Here is a 24,626-nt window from a genome sequence, read left to right as displayed (position 1 = left end):
CGAGATGGGATCCAGTGGCCAGCGGTCGTCAGCCGGGCCTGGGAGATCGTGCTGGTCTTTGCCGCCGTCGCCCTATACATCAATCGCGACGTCCTGCTCGGTAGATCGCTCGCGAAGAACAGCACCGCCGCTCCCCGGAGGAGTATCGCCGACTGGTGGAGCACAGCGCCCGAAGGGCCGTCCTAGCGCTGTACGGGGCCTGCGCGACTGTCGACTGAACCATGTATGTCCCGGTGTAGTGCACGTGGCGAGGGAGCGTTTCCCGATAAAAACACCTGGTGAGAGCACATGGAGGCGTGGAACCATACGGCTATGAGCGAGGATGGGGAGCCTGACGGCTTCGAGGACGAGGATCCGGCTGAGGAGCAGGAGGCCAGCGAGTCCGATGATACGGATCTGACGGACACGGTCGATTTGTCCGGCTTCCACGCGGCGGTGCTCAAGCCATTCCAGGACGCCATGCGAATCCAAAATGCGCGGATTGGCAAGATGCTCGCTGAGTCCGTTGCGCTGAGAATGCGCCCGGTCCTTCCTCGGATCGTGGTTGATTCTCCGCTGACCCGAATGACCGCTGTCACGGAGAACCTCCGTCGGCAGATGGCGGATCTGACGGGCTTCAACGATACGATCCGGCAGGCGTTGGAGCCGCTGGCCGCAACCTACCGGCCGCCCCAGTGGCACAGCGTCTTCGAATCCCTGCGCGACACCCTCAACAAGCACCGCCCAGAGAACCTGCGCGATGTCACGCTCGGCACGGGCGACCTGGAAAAGCTCCTGGTTGATGAAGGCATACCTCTCATGTGGGTGCCCGGGCCGCAGACGGTACACGCCCTGCTGGAAGCACCGGACGCCGCCGCCCGGCGGCGCATCATCGGCCGACGCTGGAAGGGCATTGTCAACGACTGCGAGAAGGTACTCGAAGAAGTTGACCACTCAGCAGTTCACGATGCCCGAGGCTTCGCCCTCGACGTCGCACGTGCCCTGCGCGATGGTCACACCAGCGCAGCTCAGGCGTTGGCCGCCAACCTGCTCGACTCCATTCTCCAGCGCCACTTCGACAACGCCGCCCGCGTGCAGCTCACGAAGAACGACTTCAAGACCAAAGGCATCAAGTTCAAGATGGACGACTACAAGTACAAGGTCGCCTGCACCTTCGCCCCGGTCTGGTACGCGCACGCCAAGTACTTCCCCAAGAACGGCGACCCGATCCCGCGCACCTTCGGACGCCATCCCAGCGCACACGGCGTCTCCCGGACTCAGTACTCGCGTATCAACGCGGTGTACGCCCTTATGCTGGTTACTTCGGTGATCAAATTCTTTGACACAGAGCTGCCTGGCCGACGCTGAGTCTTCGTCGCGTTCGACGAACAGGTCGCGGTACTGCGTGATGAGAACGCGCAGCTGCAGGAAGCAGTGAACTCGCACGCCGTGATCGACCAGGCGCTCGATGTCGTCAGGGTCTGTCAAACGAGCGGCTCTTCCAAGATTTTCGTAAGCGTTGATCGTCCGGACCGGGCTTCAGTTGAGCAGGACGATCTGGCGTAGCAGGCGGTGGCTGGCGCGGCCGTACATCAGGCGCTTGAGTAACTTGATCTTCGTGTTGGCGCCCTCGGTGCGGCCGTTGTGCCAGGGCAGGGTGAGGGCGGCCTCGACGGCGGCGCGGTCACGCTCCAGGCCATTGGCGTAGGAGTGGAGAAAGGGCAGGTCAGCGGCGTGAGTCCGGTTGATCCAGGCCGTCAGCTTCCCGGCATTGTCCTCGTGCGAAGCCAGTAGTTCGGCGAAGGTGTGGATCTGGTCGGCCAGCACGGTCATCTGCGGGCAGGCTCCGGTGAGCTGGTCGCGCTGGTCGTCGGAGAGGCGGCCGGGGCGGCAGGTGAGCAGGCCAGTGACCTTGCGGGGTGACAGGGCGGCGTGGTCGGCCTTGACGCGTCCTTGATTGACGTAGCGGACCAGGAGGTTAGCGCTGCCGGTGTAGCCCTGTTCTCGGATCTCCGCCAGCAGGTCGGTGACGGGGACGGTTAGGTCCTGGGTACGACGTCTGCGCAGATGGGCGCGGTAGGGGTCGACCAGGCAGGCCCGATAGATGGGAGCCCGGACCGTGCGGTCCGGCTCGCTATGACGGGCATAGCGCTTGACCGTATTCAGCGACAGGCCGAGACGGCGGGCGCACGCGAGAAGGCCGATGCCCTGGTCGAGACGAACAAATTAGGCGACTCGACGCGATCTTGGATTGTCGACGCTGGGTTGCCGCGACCTCTCTGGGCGGACTCATGGATTTGAGAAATTTCCACGGGGTGAGCAGGAAAGACCGCGAGGGGGCGTGGACCTGGTCCACGCCCCCTCGCCGTCCTCGGTTCAACGCTCAACGAGGCCCGGGCAGCGCGGTCGTGGGCGAGACGGCGCTCAGGGAGTCCCTCCCGGCCGCCAGCTCCGGCACGTACTTGTAGATCGTAGTCCTGGAGACGCCCAGCAGCTTGGCGATCGAGGTGATCGTGTTCTCCGGGTCGGTCAGCAGCCCGCGGGCATGCCGGATCTGTTCCTCCGTCATGGCGGGTGGCCGGCCGATCCGCTCGCCGCGGGCGCGTGCGGCAGCCAGGCCCTCATGGGTGCCCTGCACGATCAGCTCGCGGATGAACTCGGCGAGCGCGGCAAACACGTGGAAGACCAGGCGGCCGCCGGGCGTGGTCGTGTCGAGGGACTCGTGCAGGGACTGGAAGCCGATCCCGCGCTTGCGCAGGCCCGCCACGATGGAGATCAGGTCCTGGATCGAGCGGCCGAGGCGGTCGAGCGAGGGCACCACGAGGGTGTCGCCGGGCCGGAGGTAGTCGAGGCACTTCCACAGTTCCTCGCGCTCCGCGTTCTTGCCGGACTTCTTGTCCGTGAAGACCCGGACGCAACCGGCCGCTTCGAGAGCCGCGATCTGCCGGTCGAGCAGCTGCCCCTGCGTGGACACCCGCCCGTATCCGACTCGGGCCCCGGACGCGTTCGCGGGGAAGGTCTCCATCGGGCTGTCGGCGTCAGCCCACTCTGCGGTCGTCGTCGTGCCCAACACCGTACAGAAAAGGGTTCCAAGAGGTTCTTGAACACGCCGAGTTGATGAACACCCTTCCTGAACACGTTCGACCGGTCTGGCGCCCGTCGCTGCCCGCGAACGGCGCGTTGTTCAACAACCGACCGGTTGGTGGACGCCGCCGGGCACGGCCACGTTGGGCGGTTTACATGGCCAGCCGTCCGTCGACTGCACCTCTCGCCGTTGTGCTCGCAGCAAGGGTCAGCGGGGAGGGGAGGCAGGCCGGGGTCCGGAATGCCGTCTGCTCGGACGGAGTTGGGCCGCCCGCCGTACTGTCGCCGTCACGGACGCGCGAGCGTGAGCAGACTGCACCGCCCGGTCGTGGTTGCGGGGGAGCAGCAGCTGCCGCGATGTGGCCGAGCCCGTCGTGGGCGCTCCGCTCAGCGAGCCGCCGTGGTGGCCACCTCGTCGGCCCCGGTGTCCTATCTCTGACCTACGGTGCAAAGTGGCCGAGAGGGCAGTTTCGTGGGCAGTCCGGCAACGTCCTCGGGTCCAGCCAAGATATGCCCAAAAGTCACGGGCGTGATCACTTGTAGGCGGCGACGGCGGCGAAGTAGATGCCCAGGCCGGTGGCTGCGGTGCCCGCGCCGGTGAGGATCGCCTGAGGGATGCCGACGCCGGATCGGCGAGCGAGCAGGCCCGCGGTGATCGCTATGTTGAGGGCGGTCGACAGGGCGAGCATGAGGGACAGAATCTGCAGCGGGCTCATCGCGTGAACTCCCCGTGGTGGTGGTGACGGCCCGGGGCGGGCCGTGCGGGATGCGTTCGACGCTGGCTGTCCAGGGGGCTGTCCCACAGGAGTCCCAGTGCGGATTGGACACATCGCGGCGAAGCGAGCCGGTGGGCGTTAGGGTTCACGCCACGGCCGGGGTGGGTGTCCACCAAGGTGTCCAGGGGCGGGGTGGACACCCGTGCCCGGGCCGCGCGGGAGGGAAAGGCGTCGTGATGACGGGACCGGCGGCGCAGGAACCGGGATACGCCGAGCTGATCGCCGAACTGGCGGCGTTCCGCGACCAGCGTCTGCAGGAGCAGCCGTCGAAGCGCGCACTGGCCGATGCCGTCGGGGTCAGCCCGACCACGATCGGGGACTGGCTACGCGCTGACCGGTTCCCCCAGCAGAGCGATCAGCTGCTGAACCTGGTACGGGTCGTGCGGGCACAGGCCGAGCGCGCCGGGCTGGCCGGTGACCCGGCGGCAGCCGCAGTGCTGGACGTGCACAAGTGGCAGCGCGCCTACCAGGCCGAGGCCCGCCGGCGCGCGGACGGCACGAGTGCTGCGGTCCAAGCCGGGCAGGTACGGGCCGTGCTGGAGCGGATGCGGCCGGGCCGGCCCCTGTCGGAGGTGGCCGACCCGTTCCACCTGGAGGTGCACCATGCGATCGGCTCCCCGGCCGCCGGTCTGCCGATGCTGCCGACGTATGTGCTGCGCGAGCACGACCGGGCGCTGGCTGAGGTGGTGGTACAGGCCGTCGCCGGGGCCAGCCGGATCGCGGTGCTGGTGGGCGGCTCCTCCACCGGCAAGACCCGCGCCTGCTGGGAAACCCTTACCTTGCTGCGCGGGCGGGACGAGCCCTGGCGGCTGTGGCATCCCATCGACCCCACCCGCCCCGACGCAGCCCTGGCCGAACTCGCCGACGTCGCCCCGTACACCGTGATCTGGCTGAACGAGGCCCAGGAATACCTGCTCCTCGCCCCACTCGGGGAGCAGATCGCTGCGGGCCTGCGGAACCTGCTGCGCGACCCGCAGCGGGCCCCGGTGCTGGTGCTGGCCACCCTGTGGCCGGATCACTGGGACACCCTGACTACCCGCACCGAGGGGGACCCGCACGCTCAGGCCCGGGAGCTGCTGGACGGCCACAGGATCAGAGTGCCGGATGCCTTCATCGGCGCCGCACTGGGCGAGCTGACCCAGGCGGCCGGCGCCGACCCCCGGCTCGGGGAGGCCGCCGAACACGCCACGGACGGACAGATCACCCAGTATCTGGCCGGGGTACCGGTCTTGCTGAGCCGCTTCGAGGACGCCCCGCCAGCCACGAAGGCGCTTATCCACGCGGCCATGGACGTCCGCCGTCTCGGCGCCGGTCCGCGCATCCCTCTGGCCTGGCTGGCCGAGGCCACCCCCGGCTATCTCACCGAGGCCGAGTGGAACCAGAGCGGTGACGACTGGCTCGAACAGGCTCTGCACTACGTCACGAAACCTTGCAACGGCATCCCTGGCATCCTCACCCCCGTCAAGACCGGCACTCCCCGCAACCAACGCAAACGCCGCAGCGGCGCCCCTACCGGCCCCCCTGCCGGGCATCGCACCGGGACCGGGCAGGGGACGCTGTACCGGCTGGCCGACTACCTCGAACAGCACGGCCGCCACCACCGTGCCGAGATGATCCCGCCCATCGACTTCTGGACTGCGGCCGCCGCCCATGCTCTCCCCGCCGACCTGACCACACTCGGAAATGCCGCCTGGGACCGGGGCCTGTACCGCGACGCCGCCCAACTACACAAACACGCCACCACCCACGGCAACCCCCACGCCGCATCCGCCCTCGTCAACCACCTCCGCACCCTGCACCCTGCCGACCACCACCCCGCCCAATGGGCCGCCACTCACGCCTCCCTCGACGACCCGTCCGCCGTGGCCTGGTTGCTGGACAGGCTGCGGGAGGCCGGGGCGCAGGAGCAGGCCACCGTGTTGCTGGCCCGTGACCCCGCCGCCCACGTCTCCCTCGACAACGCGTCCGCCGTGGCCTGGCTGGTAAGGGAACTGCGGGAGGTCGGGGCGCAGGAGCAGGTCACCGCCCTGGCCGAACGGGCCGCCGCCCATGTCTCCCTCGACAACGCGTACGACGTGGCCGATCTGCTGAGGGAACTGCGGGAGGCGGGGGCGCAGGAGCAGGTCACCGCGTTGCTGGCCCGTGACCCCGCCGCCCACGTCCCCCTCGACGAGCCGTCCGCCGTGGCCCGGCTGCTGGCCAGGCTGCGGGAGGCGGGGGCGCAGGAGCAGGTCACCGCGTTGCTGGCCCGTGACCCCGCCGCCCACGTCCCCGTCGACAACCCGTCCGCTGTGTCCCTGCTGCTGAGGGAACTGTGGGCGGCCGGGGTGCAGGAGCAGGCCACCGCCCTGGCCGAACGGGCTGCCGCCCACGCTTCTCTCGACAGCCTGTCCGCCGTGGCCTGGCTGGTAGGGGAACTGCGGGAGGTCGGGGTGCAGGAGCAGGCCACCGCCCTGGCCGAACGGGCTGCCGCCCACGCCTCTCTCGACAACGCGTCCGCCGTCCTCTGGCTGGTAAGGGAACTACGGGAGGTCGGGGTGCAGGAGCAGGCCACCGCCCTGACCGAACGGGCCGCCGCCCACGTCTCCCTCGACAACGCGTACGCCGTGGCCTGGCTGCTGAGGGAACTGCGGGAGGCGGGGGCGCAGGAGCAGGTCACCGCGTTGCTGGCCCGTGACCCCGCCGCCCACGTTCCTCGCGATGATCCAGAGGCCGTGGCCCGGCTGGTGGGGGAACTGTGGGCGGCCGGGGTGCAGGAGCAGGCCACCGCCCTGACCGAACGGGCCGCCGCCCACGTTCCCCTCGACAGACCGTACGCCGTGGCCCGGCTGCTGAGGGAACTGCGGGAGGCCGGGGCGCAGGAGCAGGTCACCGCGTTGCTGGCCCGTGACCCCGCTGCCCACGTCCCCCTCGATGACCCAGAGGCCGTGGCCTGGCTGGTGGGGGAACTGCGGGAGGTCGGGGCGCATGAGCAGGCCACCGCCCTGACCGAACGGCTTCCTGTCGAAGGGCGCTTCAATGTGTTCATCAGGATCGATGGCCACCGGGAGCGGTTCCGGTTCGGTCGGGAGCCTGATGGGAGCGTCGCTGCCCCTTGGGCATGGGGCGACTTGGAGTGATCCGGGACGCGAACCGTCTGGTCGAAGTCGGCACGACGTCCTCGGGCGACCACTCCCGGCGCATGAACGTCCCCGGCCCCTCCGTCTCGGTCTAACGAGCAGGCCGGCCGTCCCGAGCCGGACGACTTGGACCGCCCCGTGTCGGTAGCGGCCGCCACCGCCGTGGACCTCCGGGGCGAGGTCATCACGCAGAGCAGAGACTGACCGGCGACCTGGGTCAGTACGTCGAGCAGCTGGAGTGGCTATGGACGTGTGTTGGGGCTCTGGCTCAACTTCTGTGAGAGCGCGGGCTACAGACTCTGGAGGTCAGCGCGCATTGCCGAGCGAAGCTGGTCTCGGCAAATCTCCCATTTCTTTTCGGCCGCCTGGTGATCAGGGCTGCCGACGAGGCCCCCTGCAGCAATACAGTCCCGAAGGTCCCTCATCGCATGGAAGCTCTTCCGGGCTGCTTCATGGACCGAGACCGGACCACCAATTAAGACTCGCTCCAGTGACGCGTAGACTCCTGCTGAGCGAAATATCGCACGGGCAGCGACATCTGGAGTGGTCGAGGATTCGATGTCACTGTGCGCCAGAGCCCAGAGTGCCTCACCCGCTTCGTGCAGGGTTGTTAGGTACTGCTCATATAGCTGGCGATGGTCCAATCGTGTCTGCCTGGCAAGCTCCCGCTTCCAGCGGAGGCGCTCCGTGGCAAGCGTTGCAGCCACGCCCACTGCCACACCGGCGAGCGTCATCAAGGAATTGAGCCACTCCATGCCGCATCATGACGGACCTCGGAAATCAGCGGAAGACCATGCCTACGCCGCCAACGCAGCACCCTCCGTCACGCCAATAGGACGCCTGCGCATAGAAGTTGGAAGCCCGCACGGCCGAACATCTGGCGCTTGAGCATCTTGATCCGGTTGACATGACCTTCGACTGCGCCCGAGCTCCAAGGCAGGGTCAATCCGGTAATGACAGCGTCGAGGTCGCGATCGATGCCGGCGGCGAGGGTGTGGAGACTGGGCAGGTCGTCCTGCCGGACGGCGTCGAGCCAGTCCAGGAGACGCTCGCCCTGACGCTCGGTGAGCATGACGGCGAAGGAGCGGACATGTCGGGTGAGGGCGTCGAGCTCGGGGCAGTGGGTGCGGACGGTTTTGAGCTGGAGCTGTTCGGACTCGGTGAGCGTCTCCGGTCTCCTGAGCACCCATCCGGCGACCGTTCGGGGCGACGGTGGCCGGGCGATCACCGGCCGCGGCGAGGTGCGCTTCTTGTGCAGGTAGACCCGGACGCGCTGGTGGCTGCCTTTGTAGCCAAGCGGCACGATCTCCTCCCACAATTTCCAGGCGTTCGTGAAACCCTCGCTCCACCGGTCGTCCAGGTAGCGCTTGTAGTCATCGAGGATTGAGGGCCGGTTCTGCCACTGGCCGGTGAACAGCGCCTCCGGGGCCGCGGCGTCAGCGAGCTGCTTGACGGTCCGCCAGGTCATGCCGAGCTGACGCTGGATCGAGCGGCGGCTGTGCCCGGCCTCCAGCAGTGAGCTTCTTCAGAACGGCCACGATCGGGTGACGGCTGTATCTGCCGGGGTCAGCTGCTGCCGCAGCCCAGAAGCCGGGTCAACCGGCGAGAGCCATTCGCCCCATGGTGTGGCTGCTGAAGAAGCTCAGTGTATGGACAGCGGCATGCCGGGCTTGGGTGCGGTCGGCGAACCGGTGCCCGGTTGGCCAGGGTGAACCGGGCGGCTCCTCCGGGACGGACTCTGGCTCGGGTTCGGGGGTGTCTGGGACGAGGGTGCTGAGACAGCGGCGGTGCTGGGCGACGGCTCTTTCGGCGGCTTTGCTCAGGTTGTGCCAGAGGTGCCACTGGTCCGCAACCTGGACAGCTTGCGGGGCGCCGGAGGCGGCGCCTTCGGCGAAGAACGGTGCGCGGTCCCGGCAGACGACCTCAACACCTGGCCGCTCGATGAGCCAGGCCGCGAGGCTGGAAGCCTTCCGGTCCGGCAGTAGGCCGATGGGGCGGCAGGTTTCGATGTCGACCAGGACGGTGCCGTAGTAGCGGCCCTTGTGAGTGGCGTACTCGTCGACGCCGACCACACGCGGAGCGGACGTCTGAGGCTCGGGAAGAGCATTCACTAGCCGGAGCACTGTGCTACGGCTGACGGACACCCCGAGAACCTGCGCCATGCGAGCCCCGGCCCGGCCCGCGAGGGCCAGACCGACCGCAGCCAGGGTGGAGCGTAGCCGTTCGGTTCGCTGACCGTGCCGACGTGTCAGGCTGGGTATCTGCTCGACGAAGGTACGGCGTGCACAATCCGAGTTCCCGCAGCTGAACCGGCGGACCCTCAACTGGAGAACAACGCTTCGGCCACCGCTCGGCACATCAGCGGGAAACCGCTGGTAGGAACCATGAACCCGGTTCGACTAGATGCCGCAGATCGGACACACGGCGCCGTTCGCGATGCATTGCGCATCAACGCGCACTATCTCAATGTCCACATCCACCGACAGCACCGCGACGTCCGCGATCGACGGGAACAACAACTTCTTCAGCCGGAGCACGGCCTCTTCCACGGCCCCGAACTGTCAGCCCAACTACCGTGTCTACGGACCATTTTCGGGCGACTTCACGTACGGCTCGAAGGGGCGCAATCGTCACTCAGAGTGGCGGCGTCATACAAGTTAAGCCAGAGCCCGCTCAGACCTACATAGCCACCCCGCGATCTGGAAGGTCGTATCACATGCCGCGACCTCTGCCGGAGACGTCGGCATCACCTACGCTCCTCTTGGCCACGTCTGATCCCGGACGCCAGGAGGCCCCCAGGCGATTCACGCCCGGGGCCCTCCTCTGGCGCCGCTTACCGGCCGGGTAGCTGGTTGCTTATGTTGGCCGGCGAGCTGGGTGACTGGCTGGGAGAACTTTCGCCTGTGCCTCCGCCGCTGAAGACCAGCAGTACGAGGATGAGCAGTATGGTGCCGCCTCCGCCGGCCGCCACGGCGGCCGGGCGGCTGATCCGGCGGTGGTGCGTGCGGACGTAGGTACCGTCCGCACGGTGGTAGCCCCGCACCCGTGTCGTTGAGCCCGGCGAAGCCGACTGAGGCCGGGCAACGGTGGGACTCACCCGGCGGGGAGCCGGGACGGGGCGAGCGGGACGGGCTCCGCTGGGACGGGTACGGCGGTGGTGCGGACGGACGTAGGTACCGTCTGCGCGGCGGTAGCCACGGACATGCGTCATCAGGTGGTGTCCTTGGGGGCGAGTTGGGTGATCACGACCAATTCGGGCGTATCTCTGAAGATAAGGCACCGCACTGACAGTCGGTATCGCTCCAACTCTGTTCGCAGGTAGGTCAGTTGATTGTCAGTAAGCCGGGGGCGGCGTCCGGTCCGCCAGCTGCCCCGCCGCCCCCATCCGGGCGGAGTTCCACCCGGGCTGGGGTGGAAGGCTCCGGAGCAGGTTCCGCAGCCGCTTCGCCTCCACCACCGTCACGCCCGCCAGTTCGAGCTGGCCGCGCGGCGCCGGGACCTTCGCGCCGTGCACGGCGACCACCGGCCGGACCGGGACGCCGAGCGCGCGGGCCGCCTGTTCGGCCTCCCACGCCACGGTCCGCAGGGCCCGGGACGGTCGTACCGGCCGTACCCCAGGACGCCGTCCCGCACGGTCAGCCAGGACTTGCCCGACGTCCAGTTCTTCGTGTCGACGTACGCCGCGCCAGCGGCCGTGAAGACCAGGTGATCGAGGTTCGCGCGACTGCCCGGGACCGCCCGGTCGTGGAGCACCACGGCATGGCCCCGGCGCACGAGCGGCGCCAGGAGCCGGGCGGTCCGCGCTTCCCCGGCCGCGCCCGCAGCCCAGCTGTTGTGGGCCCGCCGGTACAATCGCCGCGCGCCCAGCCCGACGACGACGAGCGCGGCCACCAGACCCAGCTGCCAGGTCCCCACGGTGCCTACCGTCCAGCCGACCGGCGCGGCGGCCACCGAGAGGAGCGGCAGCGCGACCCGGGCCCGCCGATGCTGCACCGCTCGCTCAGCGATCCGCGTGACCTTTCCCATCCGGCCCGCACTTGCGCCCGCACGGTTCCGGTACCCGCCTGCTGCCATACGCCGCCTCCTCGTCACATGCTGTATCCGGACGGTAGCGATATGCGGTAGCACCGCACAGAGGGGTCTCCAGCCACGGTGGGCAGGTTCATGGCCAGCTACACGTTCTATAGCGGATAGCTACAGAGTTGCTGTCCAGGCTCCGCGGGTCAGCGTCGTTTCACCCTCTGGTGTGATCGTGACCTGGGCGCCGTAGAGGGGGAGTGTGCCTTCGCGGTTGAGGCGGTTGCGGATCTTCTCCAGCTCCGTCCACAGCTGTCGAGGGCCGGCCTCGTGCACGATCGGCGAGGCGAGGAAGCCGGTTGCATCGGCGCGGGCCCATGACCCGTCGGGGTGTAGCAGCCGCACCGTTCGAAGGCCCTTCTCCTCGTCATGGTGGTATTGGATGCCAGGGATTTTCAGTTCGAGCATCGACATGACGTCCCAGGCGTCCGGGGGGTATAGCAGCGGGTACCGGCTGGTGTAGGACTGTGCTCCTTCTGTTTCAGTGGCTTGCTTCCAGGCGTCGGCGGAAAGCGGTTCGTAGTCGGTGCTGTGGCGGGCGGGCATGAAGCCGGCCCGCTCCCACTCGATGCGGCCTGCGGCGCTGCCGTCTGGTGTCTTGTCGGCAGTGAGGATCAGGCCGGTGCCGGCGATCGTCGTCACGAGGCGGCCGCGCGGCCGTAGTGCCTGGAGCCAGGAGGCGGGCACGGATCGTACGGACACCGTGGACACGATGCGGTCGTACTTCCTGGGCAGTGGGCCCGTGATGTCGCAGACTTCGAGTTGCGGGCGCATGCCGAGCAGGCTGAGCCGGTCCTGAGCGGCGTGTACCAGGTGTTCGTCGACGTCGATGCTAGTGACGTAGTTGTCGCCGAGCCGTACGCATGCCAGGGCGGTGCCGTAGCCGCTGCCTGTCGTGACCAGGATCTGGTCATTGTCGCCGATCATCGCGTGCCGGTACATCCGCACGAGGAGGCTGGGCAGCGTCGACGACGAGGTCGGCGTGCCGTCGGCCAGGGCATCGCCGGGCTGGGCGTTGTCAGCGTGGGAGGTGCCGACCCTGGTTACGAGCGTCTGGTCGCTGTAGGCCGCCGTCATCCAGGCCGATGCGTTGTCGGGGCCGCTGCGCAGAGCCCAGCTCTCGCCCTGCTTCTGCCACCAGTTGACGACAAACTGATGCCGCGGCACCTCGGCCAGGGCCGAGTGCCAGCGTGATTCCGGGCGAATGATCTCCCGCGCCAGGGTCCGGGCGTGTGCCACCCATGTCATCAGCGGTTGCTCCTCTTCTTCAGTACGCCGGGTCACAGGCGTCGGTGTTCGCCGGGTCGCAGTCCCCGGAATCATCCGGCGGGCAGGCGTCCGTGCGTGCCGGGATGCGTGCTGCCGTGTCCGCCCAGGCCCGTCCACCGAACACGGCGGCGAGCCCGTCGCTCTTCGCGTTCCCCGTGGGCAGGAACCGTCCCAGGACGCACGGGGTGACGGTGCCGTCGGTCATCACGGCCGCCCGGCCCCTGGCGCACCTGCCGCACAAATCGCTGGGGCTGGGGATGTGGACCTCGCCGCGGCCCACACTGCGGACCCGGTCGGTGACCACCCTGCGGACGCCAAGAGCGAGCAGCTCCTCGCGGGCTTGTGCGGTGCGCTGCCCTTCGAAGACCTCGACGATGCCGACCTGCAGCGGGATGTTGCGGCGCAGTGCCTCGACGATGTTCGCGCGGGTCGCGGCGTGCGAGCCCCTGCGGTTGGTGACGCGCTCATGCTCTGCAGGATCGTCGCTGTAGTACGACGTCGCCACAGTCACCCGCGGGCGCATGAACAGCTCCCAGTGCTCAAGCTTGACGCGGTAGAGATTGCTGTAGACCTGCACGCCGAGGCCGAGCACCAGAGCGCGGTTCACCAGCGCCTCGAAGTCGGGGTGAAGAGTCGGTTCCCCGCCGATGAACTGGACCTTCTTCACGCCGACCTCGGCGGCGTCGCTGATGAGCCGCTTCCAGTCGGCGGTGGACATCTCGCCGTGCCCGTTGGTACCGCCCGATTTCGCGTAACAGAGGGTGGGGCAGGTGAGCTGGCACCTGCCAGTGATCCCGAATTCCAGGAACTTCGGTATGGCGGGCGGGGCTTGGGGCCGCGCGGAGGTGTTCGTCATGGACGGTTGCCTTTTGGTCGTGCTGTGCGGTGCGGTGCCGGGGTGGCGGGCGCCGTGTGGCCCCGCCACCCCGGGTGTCGCAGAGATGGTGGACTCACGCGTCGGGGTCAGCGAGTTCGTCCGTCGTGCTCACGGGCGCTTCTCCTGCATACGGTCGCGGACATGGGTAGGGGTGGCGGGCTGTGAGGAGGCTGGTGCTTCCGGGGGTGGCTGGCCGGCGGTCTTCTTCAGTCGGCGGTCGATCTCGGTGAATAGGACGGCGAGCAGGACGCCCGCCGTCAGCCGGTAGGGCAAGGACAGCCGCCCGAGTTCGGGGAAGAGGTCCCACAGGGTGTGTGCGGCCATCAGGGGCAGGAGGCTGCGGTAGCGCAGGTACAGCCAGACGCGGCCTGCGGCCATGGCGGCGGCGCCGATGGCGGGAAGCCCGAAGTAGGCGTGCAGTCCTATCTCGATGAGGCAGACCAGGGTGTAGATCTCCCATGTGGGTCTGCGTACGGCCTTCATCAGCGTGATCGTGGCCGCGACGATAACGACGTCCTCGATCGCGACGGAACGCCCGATGGTCAGGGCGAGTTCTACCGGACCGCTGATACCGAGCGTGACCATCTGGCTGTCCCGCATGACCGGCACGATGTCCAGGTCGAGCCAGGTCAACAGCTTCCCCAGCAGGCCGAAGAGGAGACCGGACACGCCGCAAACGATGAACCCCCACTGTGCGACTTTCCAGCGCTGCAGTTGCTGGCCAGGCGTATAGGGAGCTTCGTCGTCCGGCCAGACGCCGTGAGAACGGCAGATTTCCACGGCCAGCCATGCCGCCGCGCAGCCGAACAGCGCCGGCCCCAGATCGCGGCCCAGCGTGCCGGCCGCCGGCATGGCCAATGCGGAGATCGCCACTCCCAGCGTTCCCGCCGCATGTCCTCGCAGCGGCCGCCACCAGCGCGGGGCGGTTTTCGGGGCGGGTCGGCGAAGCACCAGCCAGGTGAGCCAGCCGCCCACCAGGTAACTGCAGGCGAGCTGGGTAAGTTTGATCAGTTCGGTGATCTCCCACTGCACGCCGTACAGGGACGCAGCGAACACCGTCCCGCCGGCCAGGCTCGCGAGGGTGGCCAGCGACAGCAGCCCTGCGAGCTGCCACAGCACACGGCGCGCCGGCGTAGCGGTGACGGGGAACGTCACGGTGGGAAGCTCAGCCACGGTCGAACCCCCTCGCCAGTTCCACGTCCGTCACCTCGAACGCGAGGGCGGAGTGTTCGAGCTCGGAGGCATGGACGTAGTGGTCCACAGGGTCGGGCCCGAATGCGAGCGACGCGATACGGCTGCCGGCGAAGTCGGTGGTTGCCTCATCCAGGCTGTACGGCATCTCGCGCGTATCGGTGTCCTGGTAGCTGTTGCCCGTGCATGGCGCGGGGAGCTTCGGCTGGTTGCGGAGGCCGTGGTTGATCCCGGCGAGCGTCGCGGCCAGGGCCAGATAGGGGTTCGCGTCGGCGCCCGGCGCGCGGTTCTCCAGGTGCGGGTTCGACTCCTCGCCGGTTATACGGATGGTGCACGTGCGGTTGCCGTGCCCCCAGGTGAAGCGGGTGGGGGCGAACGAGTGCGGGCGGTAGCGCTTGTACGAGTTCGGGGTGGGCGCGTACAGCGGTGCCAGGTGTGGCAGGGCGTCGAGGAGCCCGGCGACGGAGTGCTGCAGCGGTTCGGGCAGTTCACTGCCCTGCGGCATCCAGAACGCCGAGTCCTCCTCATCGCGCCACAGGGAAACGTGCAGGTGCAGGCCGCTGCCGACCCCGGTCTGCGGGGCGGCCATGAACGTGGGCGCCATCTTGTGCTGTGCGGCGAGGTGGCGCACGGCGTGCTGGTGGACGGTGTAGAGGTCGCAGGCCGTCATCGGGTCCTCGTAGGGCCACGTCACCTCGATCTGGCCGGGTGCCCCTTCCGTCTTGATCGCCTCGGGCGGGCAGCTGGCCCCATCTAGCGCTGCACGGAGGTCGTGGAAGAAGGCGCTCAGGGTCGGCGGGTGGTCGAGCGCGTAGTCGAGGTTGTAGGGCGAGACGGGGGCGAGGCTGCGGTATCCGCGGCGGCGGGCCTGCGCCGGAGTGCCCTTGTAGAGCATGAACTCACTCTCGATGCCGACCTTGGCCCGATACCCCAAGGAGGCGAGTTCGGCGATCTGCTGACGGAGCATCTGCCGCGGGGCGACGTCGATGGGCCAGCCCTGGTGGACGGCGTCGCCGTGGACCAGGACGGTACCGGGCAGGTAGGACAGCCGGCGGATCGACTTCGGGTCGGGGACGACACGCAGGTCCTGGAACCCGTCGTCCCAGCCGGTGAGGCGGTACCCCGGCTGGGCGCGCATGTCCAGGTCGGTGGCCAGGACGTAGGCGCACATGTGTGATTCGAAGCGGTCCAGGAACGTGCGGGCGTCGTGGAGCTTGCCCTTGAGGCGGCCCTGCATGTCGGGGACGGCGAGCATCACCGTGGTGATCTCGCGGTCTCGCACTAGCCGGCCCAGGTCCTGCGGCTGCTGGCCGCCGCGCCCCAGGACGAGCAGGCCACTCGGTTCGGTCTCGTGGGTCATCACAGTACGCCTTCGGACAGGGCCACGGTTTCGGCTTCGGTGCCGAGCGGCGGGATCTTGTAGGAGCGTCGGCCCTTGGTGATCCAGGTGAGCCACGCGATGAGCAGGACCACCGCGAGGGCGATGCCCGCGTAGTTGAAGGACTGCACGGTGATCGGGGAAGCCTGCGGCAGGCAGAACACGACGGTCAGCACGCTCACGTAGCCCACCGAGATCCAGCCGAGCGGCTTGCTCCAGGCGCCCAGGTGCCAGGGGCCCGGCGTGAACTTCTTCGGGTGGCGGCGCCGCAGATAGACCGGGATCACGTAGGCGGGGGTGATGCCGATGACGTTGATCGCGGTGACGGCGGCGTAGGCGGTCGGCGAGTACAGGCTGGGCAGCGCCAGGAGCAGCGCGACACCGACAGACAGCCACACCGCGGGGACGGGGGTCTTGGTGCGGCTGCTGACGCGGCGCCAGGTCGCGGAGCCGTAGAGGGCTCCGTCGCGCGAGAACGCGTACACCATGCGGGAGGCGGCGGCCGTCTCCGCGTTCCCGCAGAACAACTGGGCGACGATCACGACGAGGAGCAGCCCCTTGGCCACGCCGGTGCCCAGGACGTCGATGAAGATCTGCGCGGGCGGCACTCCGGTGCTGGTGCCCAGGGTGCCCGCGTAGTCCTCGATCGCGAACAGCAGGCCGGCCAGCAGCACGAAGCCGGCTGCCCAGGACCAGGCGATGGCGCGGACGATGCCCTTGGGCGCTGCGATCTGTGCGCCCTTGGTCTCCTCCGACAGGTGGGAGGAGGCGTCGTAGCCGCAGAACGTGTACGCGGCCAGCAGGCAGCCGAGTGCGGCCACGTACACGGGGTTGTCGAAGCCGGTGCCGTTGTTGAAATGGGTGAAGACGAAGCCGGCGCTCTGTCGTTCGCCCGGGGCGAGGGTGAGCGCGCCGACGATCAGAGCGACGCCGGCGAGCTGCCACCACACCGAGATCGAGTTCAGCACGGTGACCAGGCGCACCCCGAGCGTGTTGAGGGTGCCGTGCAGCAGCAGGATGCCGGCGAATATCAGCATCGTCGTCTCGGGCGTGGGCTCAAGTCCCCATTGCAGGTTGGCGAACGCGCCGACGAACAGCGCACACCCGTAGTCGATCCCGGCGATCGCGCCAAGCAGACCGAGCAGGTTGAGCCAGCCGGTGACCCAGGCCCAGCGCGGGCCGCCGAGGCGGTGGGCCATGTAGTACAGGCCGCCCGAGGTGGGATAGGCGGAGGTGACCTCGGCCAGGCACGCGCCGAGGATGAGGGTCATGGCGCCGATGCCGACCCAGCCCCACAGCATGACGGCAGGGCCGCCGGTGTTGAGGCCGTAGCCGAACAGGGTCATCCCGCCGGCCAGGATGCAGATCACCGAGAAGCTGATCGCGAAGTTCCCGAAGCCGCCCATGCCGCGCTTGAGCTCGGGCGTGTAGCCGTGCCCGCGCAGCGCCGCGTCGTCGTCCAGCGGACGGCGGCTAGTTGATCGTCTGTGCGACATCAGGCACCTCGGGGGAGAAGGGAGGAGGGGAGAGACGGCGTGGTGCGGGTGGTAAATGCAAGGGAAAGGTCCTCTGGAGGAATCGGAGGGGGAGTGGGCGAGCACATGGGTCCACGACCGTGGAAGGTGGGCCTCTGATGGTCATCGGCGATCCCTGGATCTCAGGCTGGGGCGGCGGGCTTTGAGGAATTCCTCCTGCCATTCCTGTGGCTCGTGGGCGACCTGGGCCCACGGCGCGGTGGTCACGTGCGGGCCGATCGCCTCGAACACCGGGCCGCTATGGCCTACGCCGGTGGCCGTCAGGGCGTGCGCCAGGTGGTTGAGATCCAGCAGGGAACGGGTGTCGGGCTGCCCCGGCGCGGGCTGCGTCGGCTCGAACCATTCATGCAGTGCCTGGCGGGCGTAGTGGGCTTTGTCCTCGGTGACCCAGTACGCGAGCACACTGGCGGTCTGCCGTGTCGCCCACTGCTTGCGGTACTGATCGACGAACGCGTACAGCGGAAGAACCTTCAGCGGCGACCCGACGGGGGCTCTGGCGGCCACCCACTGCGCGAAGGTGATCAGCTCATTGCCGCGGGCGCGGAAGACGGCGAGCATCCGGTGGAACGCCTCACGGTTGTGCGCATCGCGCTGGTGCACCGCGTCCAGCAGCAGCCAGGGCCCCGGCGGCAGCAGGTCCTCACGCGCGATCCAGTTGAGCGGATTGTGCGGCCGCCCGGGGTCGTCGTCGGCCTGTGCGAGGGTCATGAAGCACAGCGGCGGCACCGGATCGGCCTTCCACTCCGCAGCCGCACTGCACGCGTAACGGGCCTTGAGAATGGCCTGCATCAGCTGTGGTCGGGAGGCGCCGTTGCGGTGGGCGAGGACCACGCGTTCGCTCAGCACACGGGCCCGCATCATCCAGGCATTCCAGTCCTCAGGCTCCTCCGCGGCCCACATCTCGATCGCCTCGGTGCCCACCGCCGCGCGCCCCAGAACCTGACTTCGGCTGCACCGCAGTGACCAGGAATCCGTCCTGGCGAGCAACTCCTTCGTCGACAGCCACCGATTCAGCCGCAGATCCTCCAGAGCGACGCGCAGATCGGCGTCCCGGCCGGCGGGATGCGGGAGTGTCAGGCTCATGTCAGCAGAGGGCATCAGTGGGCCCCCAGTGTGAGAAAGCTGGGAGGGTGACGGCGGCGCACCGGCCTGGTGCGCGTAAGGAATGCATGGAAGTGAGTCCTCAGGACAGGGGGTGGGGTCGTCGGGCCGCAGCCCTCGTGATCCGCCGCCTATAGGGAGAGCCGGGACTGATGACTGCGGCACAACGGGGCTTGCATAGGTCAACCGGAGGCGGCCGTGCGCTCGGGCGGCAGGGTCTGTGCCTGGAGCCGGTTCGCCCACTCGGCGTGCGGTTCGAGGTCCAGGGAGTGGCGGCGGTTGTCGAACCGTTTGGGATCGGTGACGCGATAGAGCCGGAGAGATCCGATGAGAGTGGGCATGCAGAGGGTGCCGGAATGCTGCGGCTACCTTCGGTTCAAGTAAATCCGGTCCACCGGCAGGGCTTGGCGCAAAGCCCTTTAGAATCCCGAACATAGAAATGTGAATTACAGGATGAAAAAATCTATATGGCCATTACCAAAGATCTTTCTTAAAGATTCCACTTCATGACGTACTTACGATCAGTAGGCAATCCGAGGCGACGGGCAGTGCGGCGGTGCACCAACTGCGAGGCGAACCGCGCGGAGGGGTGACCACCATGCTCCGGCGCAGCGCCGTTCTCGTTTCGGTGGGCGCGGCCGCACCTGGCGACGGCCACGCCCGTGTGCGTCAGGTCATCAGGGTCCGTAGGCGATGACGAGCCGCACGGAGGGCCGGTCGATCACGGCTCCGTCGGCGAGGTCGCTGTCCGGTGTGTCCGCGGGGTAGGCCGTGACCACGGGTTCGGCGGTCCGGGCCGGGCTCCAGGCACGGATCTGCGCGCAGATCCGCTCGGCGAGATCGGCGCCGGCCTCGCCGTAGCCGACGGCTCCCAGGCGGAACCGGGGTTCTCCTTCCGGGTCTTCGGTGGTCCGCTCCAGAGTGAGGTAAGCGATGGAGTCGGCCTCGACGAGGGCAGGGCTCAGGGCGGGTGAGGCGGGACGGTGAATACCGGCTTCCATCGCTGCGGGCTTCGCGGTGATGCGGCAGGTCGTCCGTTCCGTGGCGCTCAGCCGTAGCCAGACGCCGTCGAACGACTCAACGGGGCCGACCGTCACATCGGTCCAAGCGAGCGACTTCGGTCGGGTAAGGACGTCGCGCAGGAGGTCCAGGGCGATGGACTGGTCCTCGTCCCAGTAGAGCCTGACGAGCCGGTCGTCGTCGATGTAGTCGTTCCGCTCCCCGTCCTGGCCGATCACCGGGAGGAAGCCGCACATCTTGACGGAGTCGGACCACATCACCCCCTCCTCGCGTTGGAAGGCTACGGCCCTGGAGAGCCCGCGCCAGCGCAGGGGGACCACGAGGCGTCCGCCGACGGCGAGCTGATCCCACCAGGCACCGGGGAGGTCCCACATGCCGACCGTGGCGATCATTCGGTCGTAAGGGCTGAACCGTGAGGCGCCGAGGGCGCCGTCCCTCGTGACCACGCGAACGTCCTCACATCCGTTCGCGTCGAGCATCCGGCGAGTGTAGGCGGTGACATCGGGATCGATGTCGCACGCGGTGACCTGCCCGGCCTTCCCGGTGAGGTGCTTGAGCAGAGCGGCGTTGTAGCCGGTACCGGCCCCGATCTCAAAGACGTTGTCGCCTTCGCGGACCGCGAGCTGGACCAGCATGAAGTGCACGACGTCGGGCTGGGACGCGCAGCTCAGCGGGAGTGCGTCCTCGTCGGGGTTCTCCTTGATCGTCACGCTCTTGTTGGCGTACGCCTCCTCAAGGGACGCGTCAGGGAGGAAGGCGTGCCGGGGTACGGTCCGCATGGCGGTTTCGACGTCTGCGTCGCGGAGGCCGGAGACGTCCTCCTGCAAGATGGTGTCGACCAGGTGGTTGCGCAGGTCCTCGGGGGAGGCGTCAGGGGTGGTGTTCATCGCGTCCTTCCGGAAGGTGCCCGGCCGTGAGTACGGCAGGGGCAAATCGTAGTTATCCGTGGTAATGCGGGGGTGCGAGTCGTGGCTTCATCCCGTCAGGAGCAGGCAGCGGTCCCAGGGGGCGGTGACCGCCGTGTTGACGAGGTTGGTGAGACGGACCAGGTGAATGCCTGCCGTGCCGTCCATCAGGGCGGTGCCGTCTGGCGGACAGCGGTGGTCCGCGTGCTCGTTGAACCGGGTGTTCAGTCCGGGTAGACGCGTCGTGAGTTCGTCGTCGATGGCGTCGGCGGCGGCACGGGAGACGGTTTGCACGAGCCCCGCCCAGCCGTGGCAGAGGGATGCGTCGGTGAGCTGGGCGAGCTGCTGGTCGTCGGCCAGGCATCCGGCCAGGGCCTGCTCGGCCTGATGTTGCCGGTCACGGTCGCCGAGGGCGAGGCCGGCGAGTTGCTGAGCGCGGGCGATGCCGGGGGTGCCGTAGCACCATGACGGGCGCCCGGGTCCTGAGCGCTGGAGCTCGCCACGTTGGTGTTCGGTTCGTGTGATCAGGTCCGGCCACCAGTCGCGCAAGCCGGCGCCGGTGCGCCAGCGGTCGAGCCAGTCGCAGATCCGGGTGATGGCTTTCGTCTGCCCGGGCACCGTGCGGCCGTGGCGTAGTGCCGTGGCCAGCAGCGCCAGCGGTCCGGCGACGCCGTGGGCGAGGCCGAAGTTACCGTGTCCGCCGGGCCATCGCGGCGACGGCCGTAGATCGGGGCTGTCGCCGGTCCACCAGCCGGGCAGATGTCGCGCGTCGATAGTGATTGGTTCGGTCAGCCGCACCAGATAGGCGAGGACGTTCCGCAGCTCCGTCTTGTGGCCGCGGTGCAGGTGGTACACGCCCAGCCCGGTCAGTCCCCTGATGAGGTCGTACTCGCCCAGCGCGGGCAGGGTGCCGCGATCGATGCGGGCGTGTGCCCGCTTGAGGCGGTGGCATGTGACGTCGGCGATGTGTGTGTCCAGGGTCGCCAAGGCGCGAGTGGCGGTGTTCGAGTGGATGAAGCTGAGCACGTACGCGACGGCTGGGGCGCCCTCGTACAGATCGCATGCTGCGGGAGCGGCCTGGATCGGGCCCTTGACCATGGCGGCGGCCCAAGGCCGGAGCGCGTCCCTGTGGTCTTCGCCGATGTGGGCCCTGACGGCGTGCAGCAGGGTGACCCCCGCCGCGCCTGAGTACAGTGACTGGCCCCAGCCGGACCCGGTGGGTGTGGGCGCCACGTCGTGGTTCATCAGTGGCTCTCCCCTGGCCAGGCGGCCCGTGCGACGGCGGACTGACGGGCAAGGCGGCGGCAGAATCCCTCGTCCTCCCGGTCCACGCCGCGCAGACGGTTGTGATGCATGTGCAGCAAGGATTCCAAGACGGAGTCGAGGTCCCTGCCTTCGGCGAGGCTTTCGCGATACAGCGCCAGGGCCACGGCGCGGCGGTACCAAGCCTGGGCGAGCGCTTCGCCCCAGCCGCGGGCTTGGGGCGTGGGCAGGCGAACGAGTTCGATGGCCTGATCGCGGATGCCCCGTCCGACACGAGCCGGAGGCGCGGGACGGTTGGCCAGCCACCGCATGCCCCCGTCGGGGCCGAGCAGGCCGCAGGCGATGTCCACCATGCCGACGGCGGCCAGCGCGCGTCTGTCGACGCCGTCGGTTCCCAGGCTCCGCAGGGCGGCGAGAGCGTAAGCCGAGTCGGCTGTGAACACTGCCTCGGCACTGCGCAGGGCGACTCCGGTGCCGTAGCGGCCGATCTCCGGGGTGTACGTGTCGAACACGAGCCTGCTGCTGAGCCCTTCGTGGCGCAGCCCGGCGGCCCATCGGGCGACGAGCTCTGTGCAAACGGCGTACTGCCCGGGGCTACGGGTGCGGATACGCAGGCGCAGGTGGTCGAGATCGTGCGGGGCGCGGTAGCGGACGAACCACCACTCGGGTGCCTCCGGTAGTTGGACCACGAGCTGCGGGAGGTAGGTGGCGATCAACTCCTCGAACTGTTCGGGATGGCTGTAGATCTTGGCGTTCAGCCAGGGTGCCTGCACCGCCCCTGGTACGGGTCCGAGGGTGCCGTTGGTCAGCAGGGGGAGGGGGCCGGAAAGCGGGTCGGGCATCGGCGGGCGGGTGCTGGTCATCGGCAGGGCGATCTCGTGGACGTGGCCGGCGATCCAGCCGTAGGTCTCCTCGGCCGGTGCTTCCGTGAGCGCGGCGTGGCCTTCCCGGTCCAAGTGGGCACGCAGGACGCTGGCGTGGGCGAGCACGTCGAGTTGGAGCCGTTGTGTCCGGTCGTCCTCCCGCAGCTCGACGGCACCGCGGCAGTGCCACCGCTTCCGCCACCGGCAGAAGGCGTCGGTCCACTCCCGCATGTCCGCGCAGCGGTTTGGGAGGTCGCCGGTGGTCAGGTTCCAGCGGCTGGGAGAGAGGATCACGCGCCCGTAGCGGACGCGCGGCAGGAACGGCATCCGTCCGCTGTGCGGCCCCCAGTCGAAGCCGGTCCAGGCAGGGCCGAAGGAGCGGGTCAGGTGCGCCAGGAACCGCGCCAGGGGCGGGGGCTGCTTGTCCAGGGCCATGGCGTGGAAGACCTGCGGATCCACCAGGCGACGGCGGGAGATGCTGACCAAGTACAGGCGGGTGTGCGTGGCCGTGACCGCGAGGTCGTCCACGTCGATGAGCGTCGTCGAGGTGTCGTCGGAGCTGCGGTGTTCGCCCAAGGGGATCACGTGTGGGAGATAGGCGGGGATGCGGGCGACGTTCTCCGTGTGTGGGTACAGGGGAGGGAAGGAGAGCTGCGCGGTCAGCGCGTTCTCGACGCCTGGGGGAACGCGACGGTAGATCTCATCCAGTCCCGTGCCGGTGGCGACCGGAGTGAACCGGGAGGTGAGCGTTCCAGCGGCGCGGGCCGGTGTCACCGTGAGCGTGAAGTCCCCGTGCTCCAAGGCGGACAGGCTGTCGGCGTGCAGGCGCGCGCACATCTCCACGTGGGGTGGTGCCTCCTGCCCGGTGGGCGTATCGCCGGCCAGGCTGTCGATCAGGTCGTCGGTGAGCACAATCTCCCTGCTGCCGTCGGCCAGTGCCTGCCAGGCCAGGGACAGTAGCCGCTCGTCGCGCTCGGAGACCGTCGGGGGCGGAGCGGTCACACGGCTGCCGGGGTACTCGGCTGGGTAGCCGAGTCCTGACGCTGGGTCGACGACCTCCTTCACCGGCACGAGGGTGCCGGTGCCGTACCGCTCCCAGAACGTGGCCTGGTACTCCTTCCACACACCTTGGCCCGTCGGTCGGCGCGTGAGCCGCAGTAGAGCACCGGCGGCCCTCTCCATTTCCATCGCGACGCTCCCGGGGATCCGTACCTCGGCGTCCAGTCGCAGGTCGACGGCCAAGGGACTTCGACCCGCCTCGGAGAGCCGACGCAGCCGACCCGTGAGTTCCTCCCGAGCCGGCCTTTGCGCTCTCGCGGGGAGCCGGTTGTGCTCGTGTACGGCACGTTGCACTGCCTCAAGCTCATGCAGGACTTGCGCGACTTCCGGCACCGTGCCCGCATCCACGCCGCGCAGCTGAGCGATCAGGTAGGACAGCGGATCGGTGTCGGTCATGGGCGCGCGCAAACTGGTGATCAGGAACTTCTCACGTACCAGCGCGCCGAGCAGTGTGCGGATCTTCTGTGGGTCGGTCGAGGGGAAAGAGGCGGCCAGCTGCTCCGCAAGGGCGGTGAAGTGGACCGGTCGACGTGCCAGATCCTCGATCACGCGTACCGCGCTGGTGCGCCGAACGGTGGCACCCATCGGTCCCCCGTGTGGGACGTGCAGGCGTCCACCGCGGCGCACCGCCAGGTTGTTCAGGACGACATCCAGGCGCTCCAGCAGGGCCGGACACGCATCCAGGCGGACGAGGACGTCGCCCAGCCACTCGGTGTCCACCCGAGCCACGGCTCGGTGAGCCTCCCCCCACTTCATGTGCGGCGTCGATCCCACGTCGGCCGCGGTGACTCCCGCGAAGAGGCCGAACGGGGTCGGCCGCCCGGTGGCGCGCAACAAGTAGCGGACGGTGGCTACGGCAGCGCGCCGGACCTGCTTGGAGCGCGCCGGCTGTCCACCGCAGATCGCGTCGACCCGCGTGGCGAGATCACCGCTCGCCTGCCGGACGGCATCGGCGAACCGCGCATCGGCCCACACGTGCCTCAGCCACCTGCCGCATGCGTCCGTGTCGGACAGGTCAGGCCACCAATCAGGCAGATCCGTCAGCGGCATCGCGGCGGCCCGGAGCAACGCCGCGCCCGTGTGCTGGTAGAGCTTTCCGTCGCTCCCCATCCCATTACCTCCGCCATCAG

The 24,626-nt window shown here is 68.7% G+C and carries 18 protein-coding genes and 1 pseudogene; 2 read left to right on the top strand and 17 right to left on the bottom strand.

Translation table 11 applies throughout. The annotated features are described in order from the left end of the window. Positions 1-312: 312 nt before the first annotated feature. The gene (locus OHS59_RS12540) at positions 313-1,347 is read left to right on the top strand and encodes a hypothetical protein (RefSeq protein WP_328493489.1); all 1,035 of its coding nucleotides are present in this window, start codon (positions 313-315) and stop codon (positions 1,345-1,347) included. A 171-nt stretch (positions 1,348-1,518) separates the two neighbouring features. Here OHS59_RS12540 and OHS59_RS44565 read toward each other — a convergent pair whose 3' ends face one another. From OHS59_RS44565 to OHS59_RS12525, 3 genes are all read right to left on the bottom strand, one after another. Next, on the bottom strand, positions 1,519-1,881 hold the full coding sequence (locus OHS59_RS44565) for a transposase (RefSeq protein ID WP_443061627.1): 363 nt from the start codon (positions 1,879-1,881) through the stop codon (positions 1,519-1,521). A 481-nt stretch (positions 1,882-2,362) separates the two neighbouring features. Further along, a complete protein-coding gene (locus OHS59_RS12530; protein ID WP_328493488.1) occupies positions 2,363-3,049 on the bottom strand; it encodes a recombinase family protein in 687 nt (228 codons plus the stop codon). A gap of 547 nt (positions 3,050-3,596) precedes the next feature. After that, positions 3,597-3,779: a hypothetical protein gene (locus OHS59_RS12525; RefSeq protein WP_327743429.1), complete on the bottom strand. Its 183-nt coding sequence runs from the start codon at positions 3,777-3,779 to the stop codon at positions 3,597-3,599. Between the two features lie 233 nt (positions 3,780-4,012). On the opposite strand from OHS59_RS12525, the gene OHS59_RS12520 reads away from it, so the two are divergent. Beyond that, a complete protein-coding gene (locus OHS59_RS12520; protein ID WP_328493487.1) occupies positions 4,013-6,958 on the top strand; it encodes a hypothetical protein in 2,946 nt (981 codons plus the stop codon). An 823-nt stretch (positions 6,959-7,781) separates the two neighbouring features. Here the strand turns inward: OHS59_RS12520 and OHS59_RS12515 are convergent. From OHS59_RS12515 to OHS59_RS12450, 14 genes and pseudogenes are all read right to left on the bottom strand, one after another. Continuing rightward, positions 7,782-8,426 carry a transposase gene (locus OHS59_RS12515; RefSeq protein ID WP_328493486.1) on the bottom strand — a complete coding sequence of 215 codons (645 nt, stop codon included), beginning with the start codon at positions 8,424-8,426 and terminating at the stop codon, positions 7,782-7,784. Positions 8,427-8,553: 127 nt separating this feature from the next. Next, positions 8,554-9,342, bottom strand: a pseudogene (locus tag OHS59_RS12510) (ISL3 family transposase); the annotation flags it as partial. Positions 9,343-9,357: 15 nt separating this feature from the next. Beyond that, positions 9,358-9,507, bottom strand: coding sequence for a hypothetical protein (locus tag OHS59_RS12505; RefSeq protein ID WP_328493485.1), 150 nt, complete (start codon positions 9,505-9,507; stop codon positions 9,358-9,360). 910 nt (positions 9,508-10,417) lie between these two features. Further along, positions 10,418-11,032, bottom strand: coding sequence for a nuclease-related domain-containing protein (locus tag OHS59_RS12500; RefSeq protein WP_328493484.1), 615 nt, complete (start codon positions 11,030-11,032; stop codon positions 10,418-10,420). Positions 11,033-11,152: 120 nt separating this feature from the next. Then, positions 11,153-12,283, bottom strand: a complete 1,131-nt coding sequence (locus OHS59_RS12495) for a protein-L-isoaspartate O-methyltransferase family protein (protein ID WP_328493483.1) — start codon at positions 12,281-12,283, stop codon at positions 11,153-11,155. A 19-nt stretch (positions 12,284-12,302) separates the two neighbouring features. After that, a complete protein-coding gene (locus tag OHS59_RS12490; RefSeq protein ID WP_328493482.1) occupies positions 12,303-13,160 on the bottom strand; it encodes a radical SAM protein in 858 nt (285 codons plus the stop codon). Between the two features lie 129 nt (positions 13,161-13,289). Then, positions 13,290-14,336 carry a hypothetical protein gene (locus OHS59_RS12485; RefSeq protein ID WP_328493481.1) on the bottom strand — a complete coding sequence of 349 codons (1,047 nt, stop codon included), beginning with the start codon at positions 14,334-14,336 and terminating at the stop codon, positions 13,290-13,292. A 10-nt stretch (positions 14,337-14,346) separates the two neighbouring features. Continuing rightward, positions 14,347-15,732, bottom strand: coding sequence for a glutamine synthetase family protein (locus tag OHS59_RS12480; protein ID WP_328493480.1), 1,386 nt, complete (start codon positions 15,730-15,732; stop codon positions 14,347-14,349). Continuing rightward, on the bottom strand, positions 15,732-17,246 hold the full coding sequence (locus OHS59_RS12475; RefSeq protein ID WP_328493479.1) for an amino acid permease: 1,515 nt from the start codon (positions 17,244-17,246) through the stop codon (positions 15,732-15,734). Before OHS59_RS12475 ends, OHS59_RS12480 begins: the two co-directional genes overlap by 1 nt. 141 nt (positions 17,247-17,387) lie before the next feature. Beyond that, positions 17,388-18,368: a hypothetical protein gene (locus OHS59_RS12470; protein WP_328493478.1), complete on the bottom strand. Its 981-nt coding sequence runs from the start codon at positions 18,366-18,368 to the stop codon at positions 17,388-17,390. Between the two features lie 200 nt (positions 18,369-18,568). Further along, positions 18,569-18,727 (bottom strand): hypothetical protein, encoded by a 159-nt coding sequence (locus OHS59_RS12465; protein WP_328493477.1) that lies wholly within the window; start codon positions 18,725-18,727, stop codon positions 18,569-18,571. A gap of 336 nt (positions 18,728-19,063) precedes the next feature. Beyond that, entirely contained in the window at positions 19,064-20,293 is a 1,230-nt protein-coding gene (gene fxlM / locus OHS59_RS12460; RefSeq protein WP_328493476.1) for a methyltransferase, FxLD system, read from the bottom strand. An 87-nt stretch (positions 20,294-20,380) separates the two neighbouring features. Further along, complete coding sequence (locus OHS59_RS12455) at positions 20,381-21,556, bottom strand: lanthionine synthetase C family protein (protein WP_328493475.1); 1,176 nt, start codon at positions 21,554-21,556, stop codon at positions 20,381-20,383. Further along, positions 21,556-24,606 (bottom strand): lantibiotic dehydratase, encoded by a 3,051-nt coding sequence (locus tag OHS59_RS12450; RefSeq protein ID WP_328493474.1) that lies wholly within the window; start codon positions 24,604-24,606, stop codon positions 21,556-21,558. Before OHS59_RS12450 ends, OHS59_RS12455 begins: the two co-directional genes overlap by 1 nt. Between the last annotated feature and the right edge of the window lie 20 nt (positions 24,607-24,626).

Origin of the sequence: Streptomyces sp. NBC_00414 (genome assembly GCF_036038375.1) — a bacterium.
In the GTDB taxonomy this organism is placed as follows: domain Bacteria; phylum Actinomycetota; class Actinomycetes; order Streptomycetales; family Streptomycetaceae; genus Streptomyces.
The sequence above is the reverse complement of the archived record's forward strand: the minus strand, read 5'-3'. Positions and strand labels throughout refer to the sequence as shown.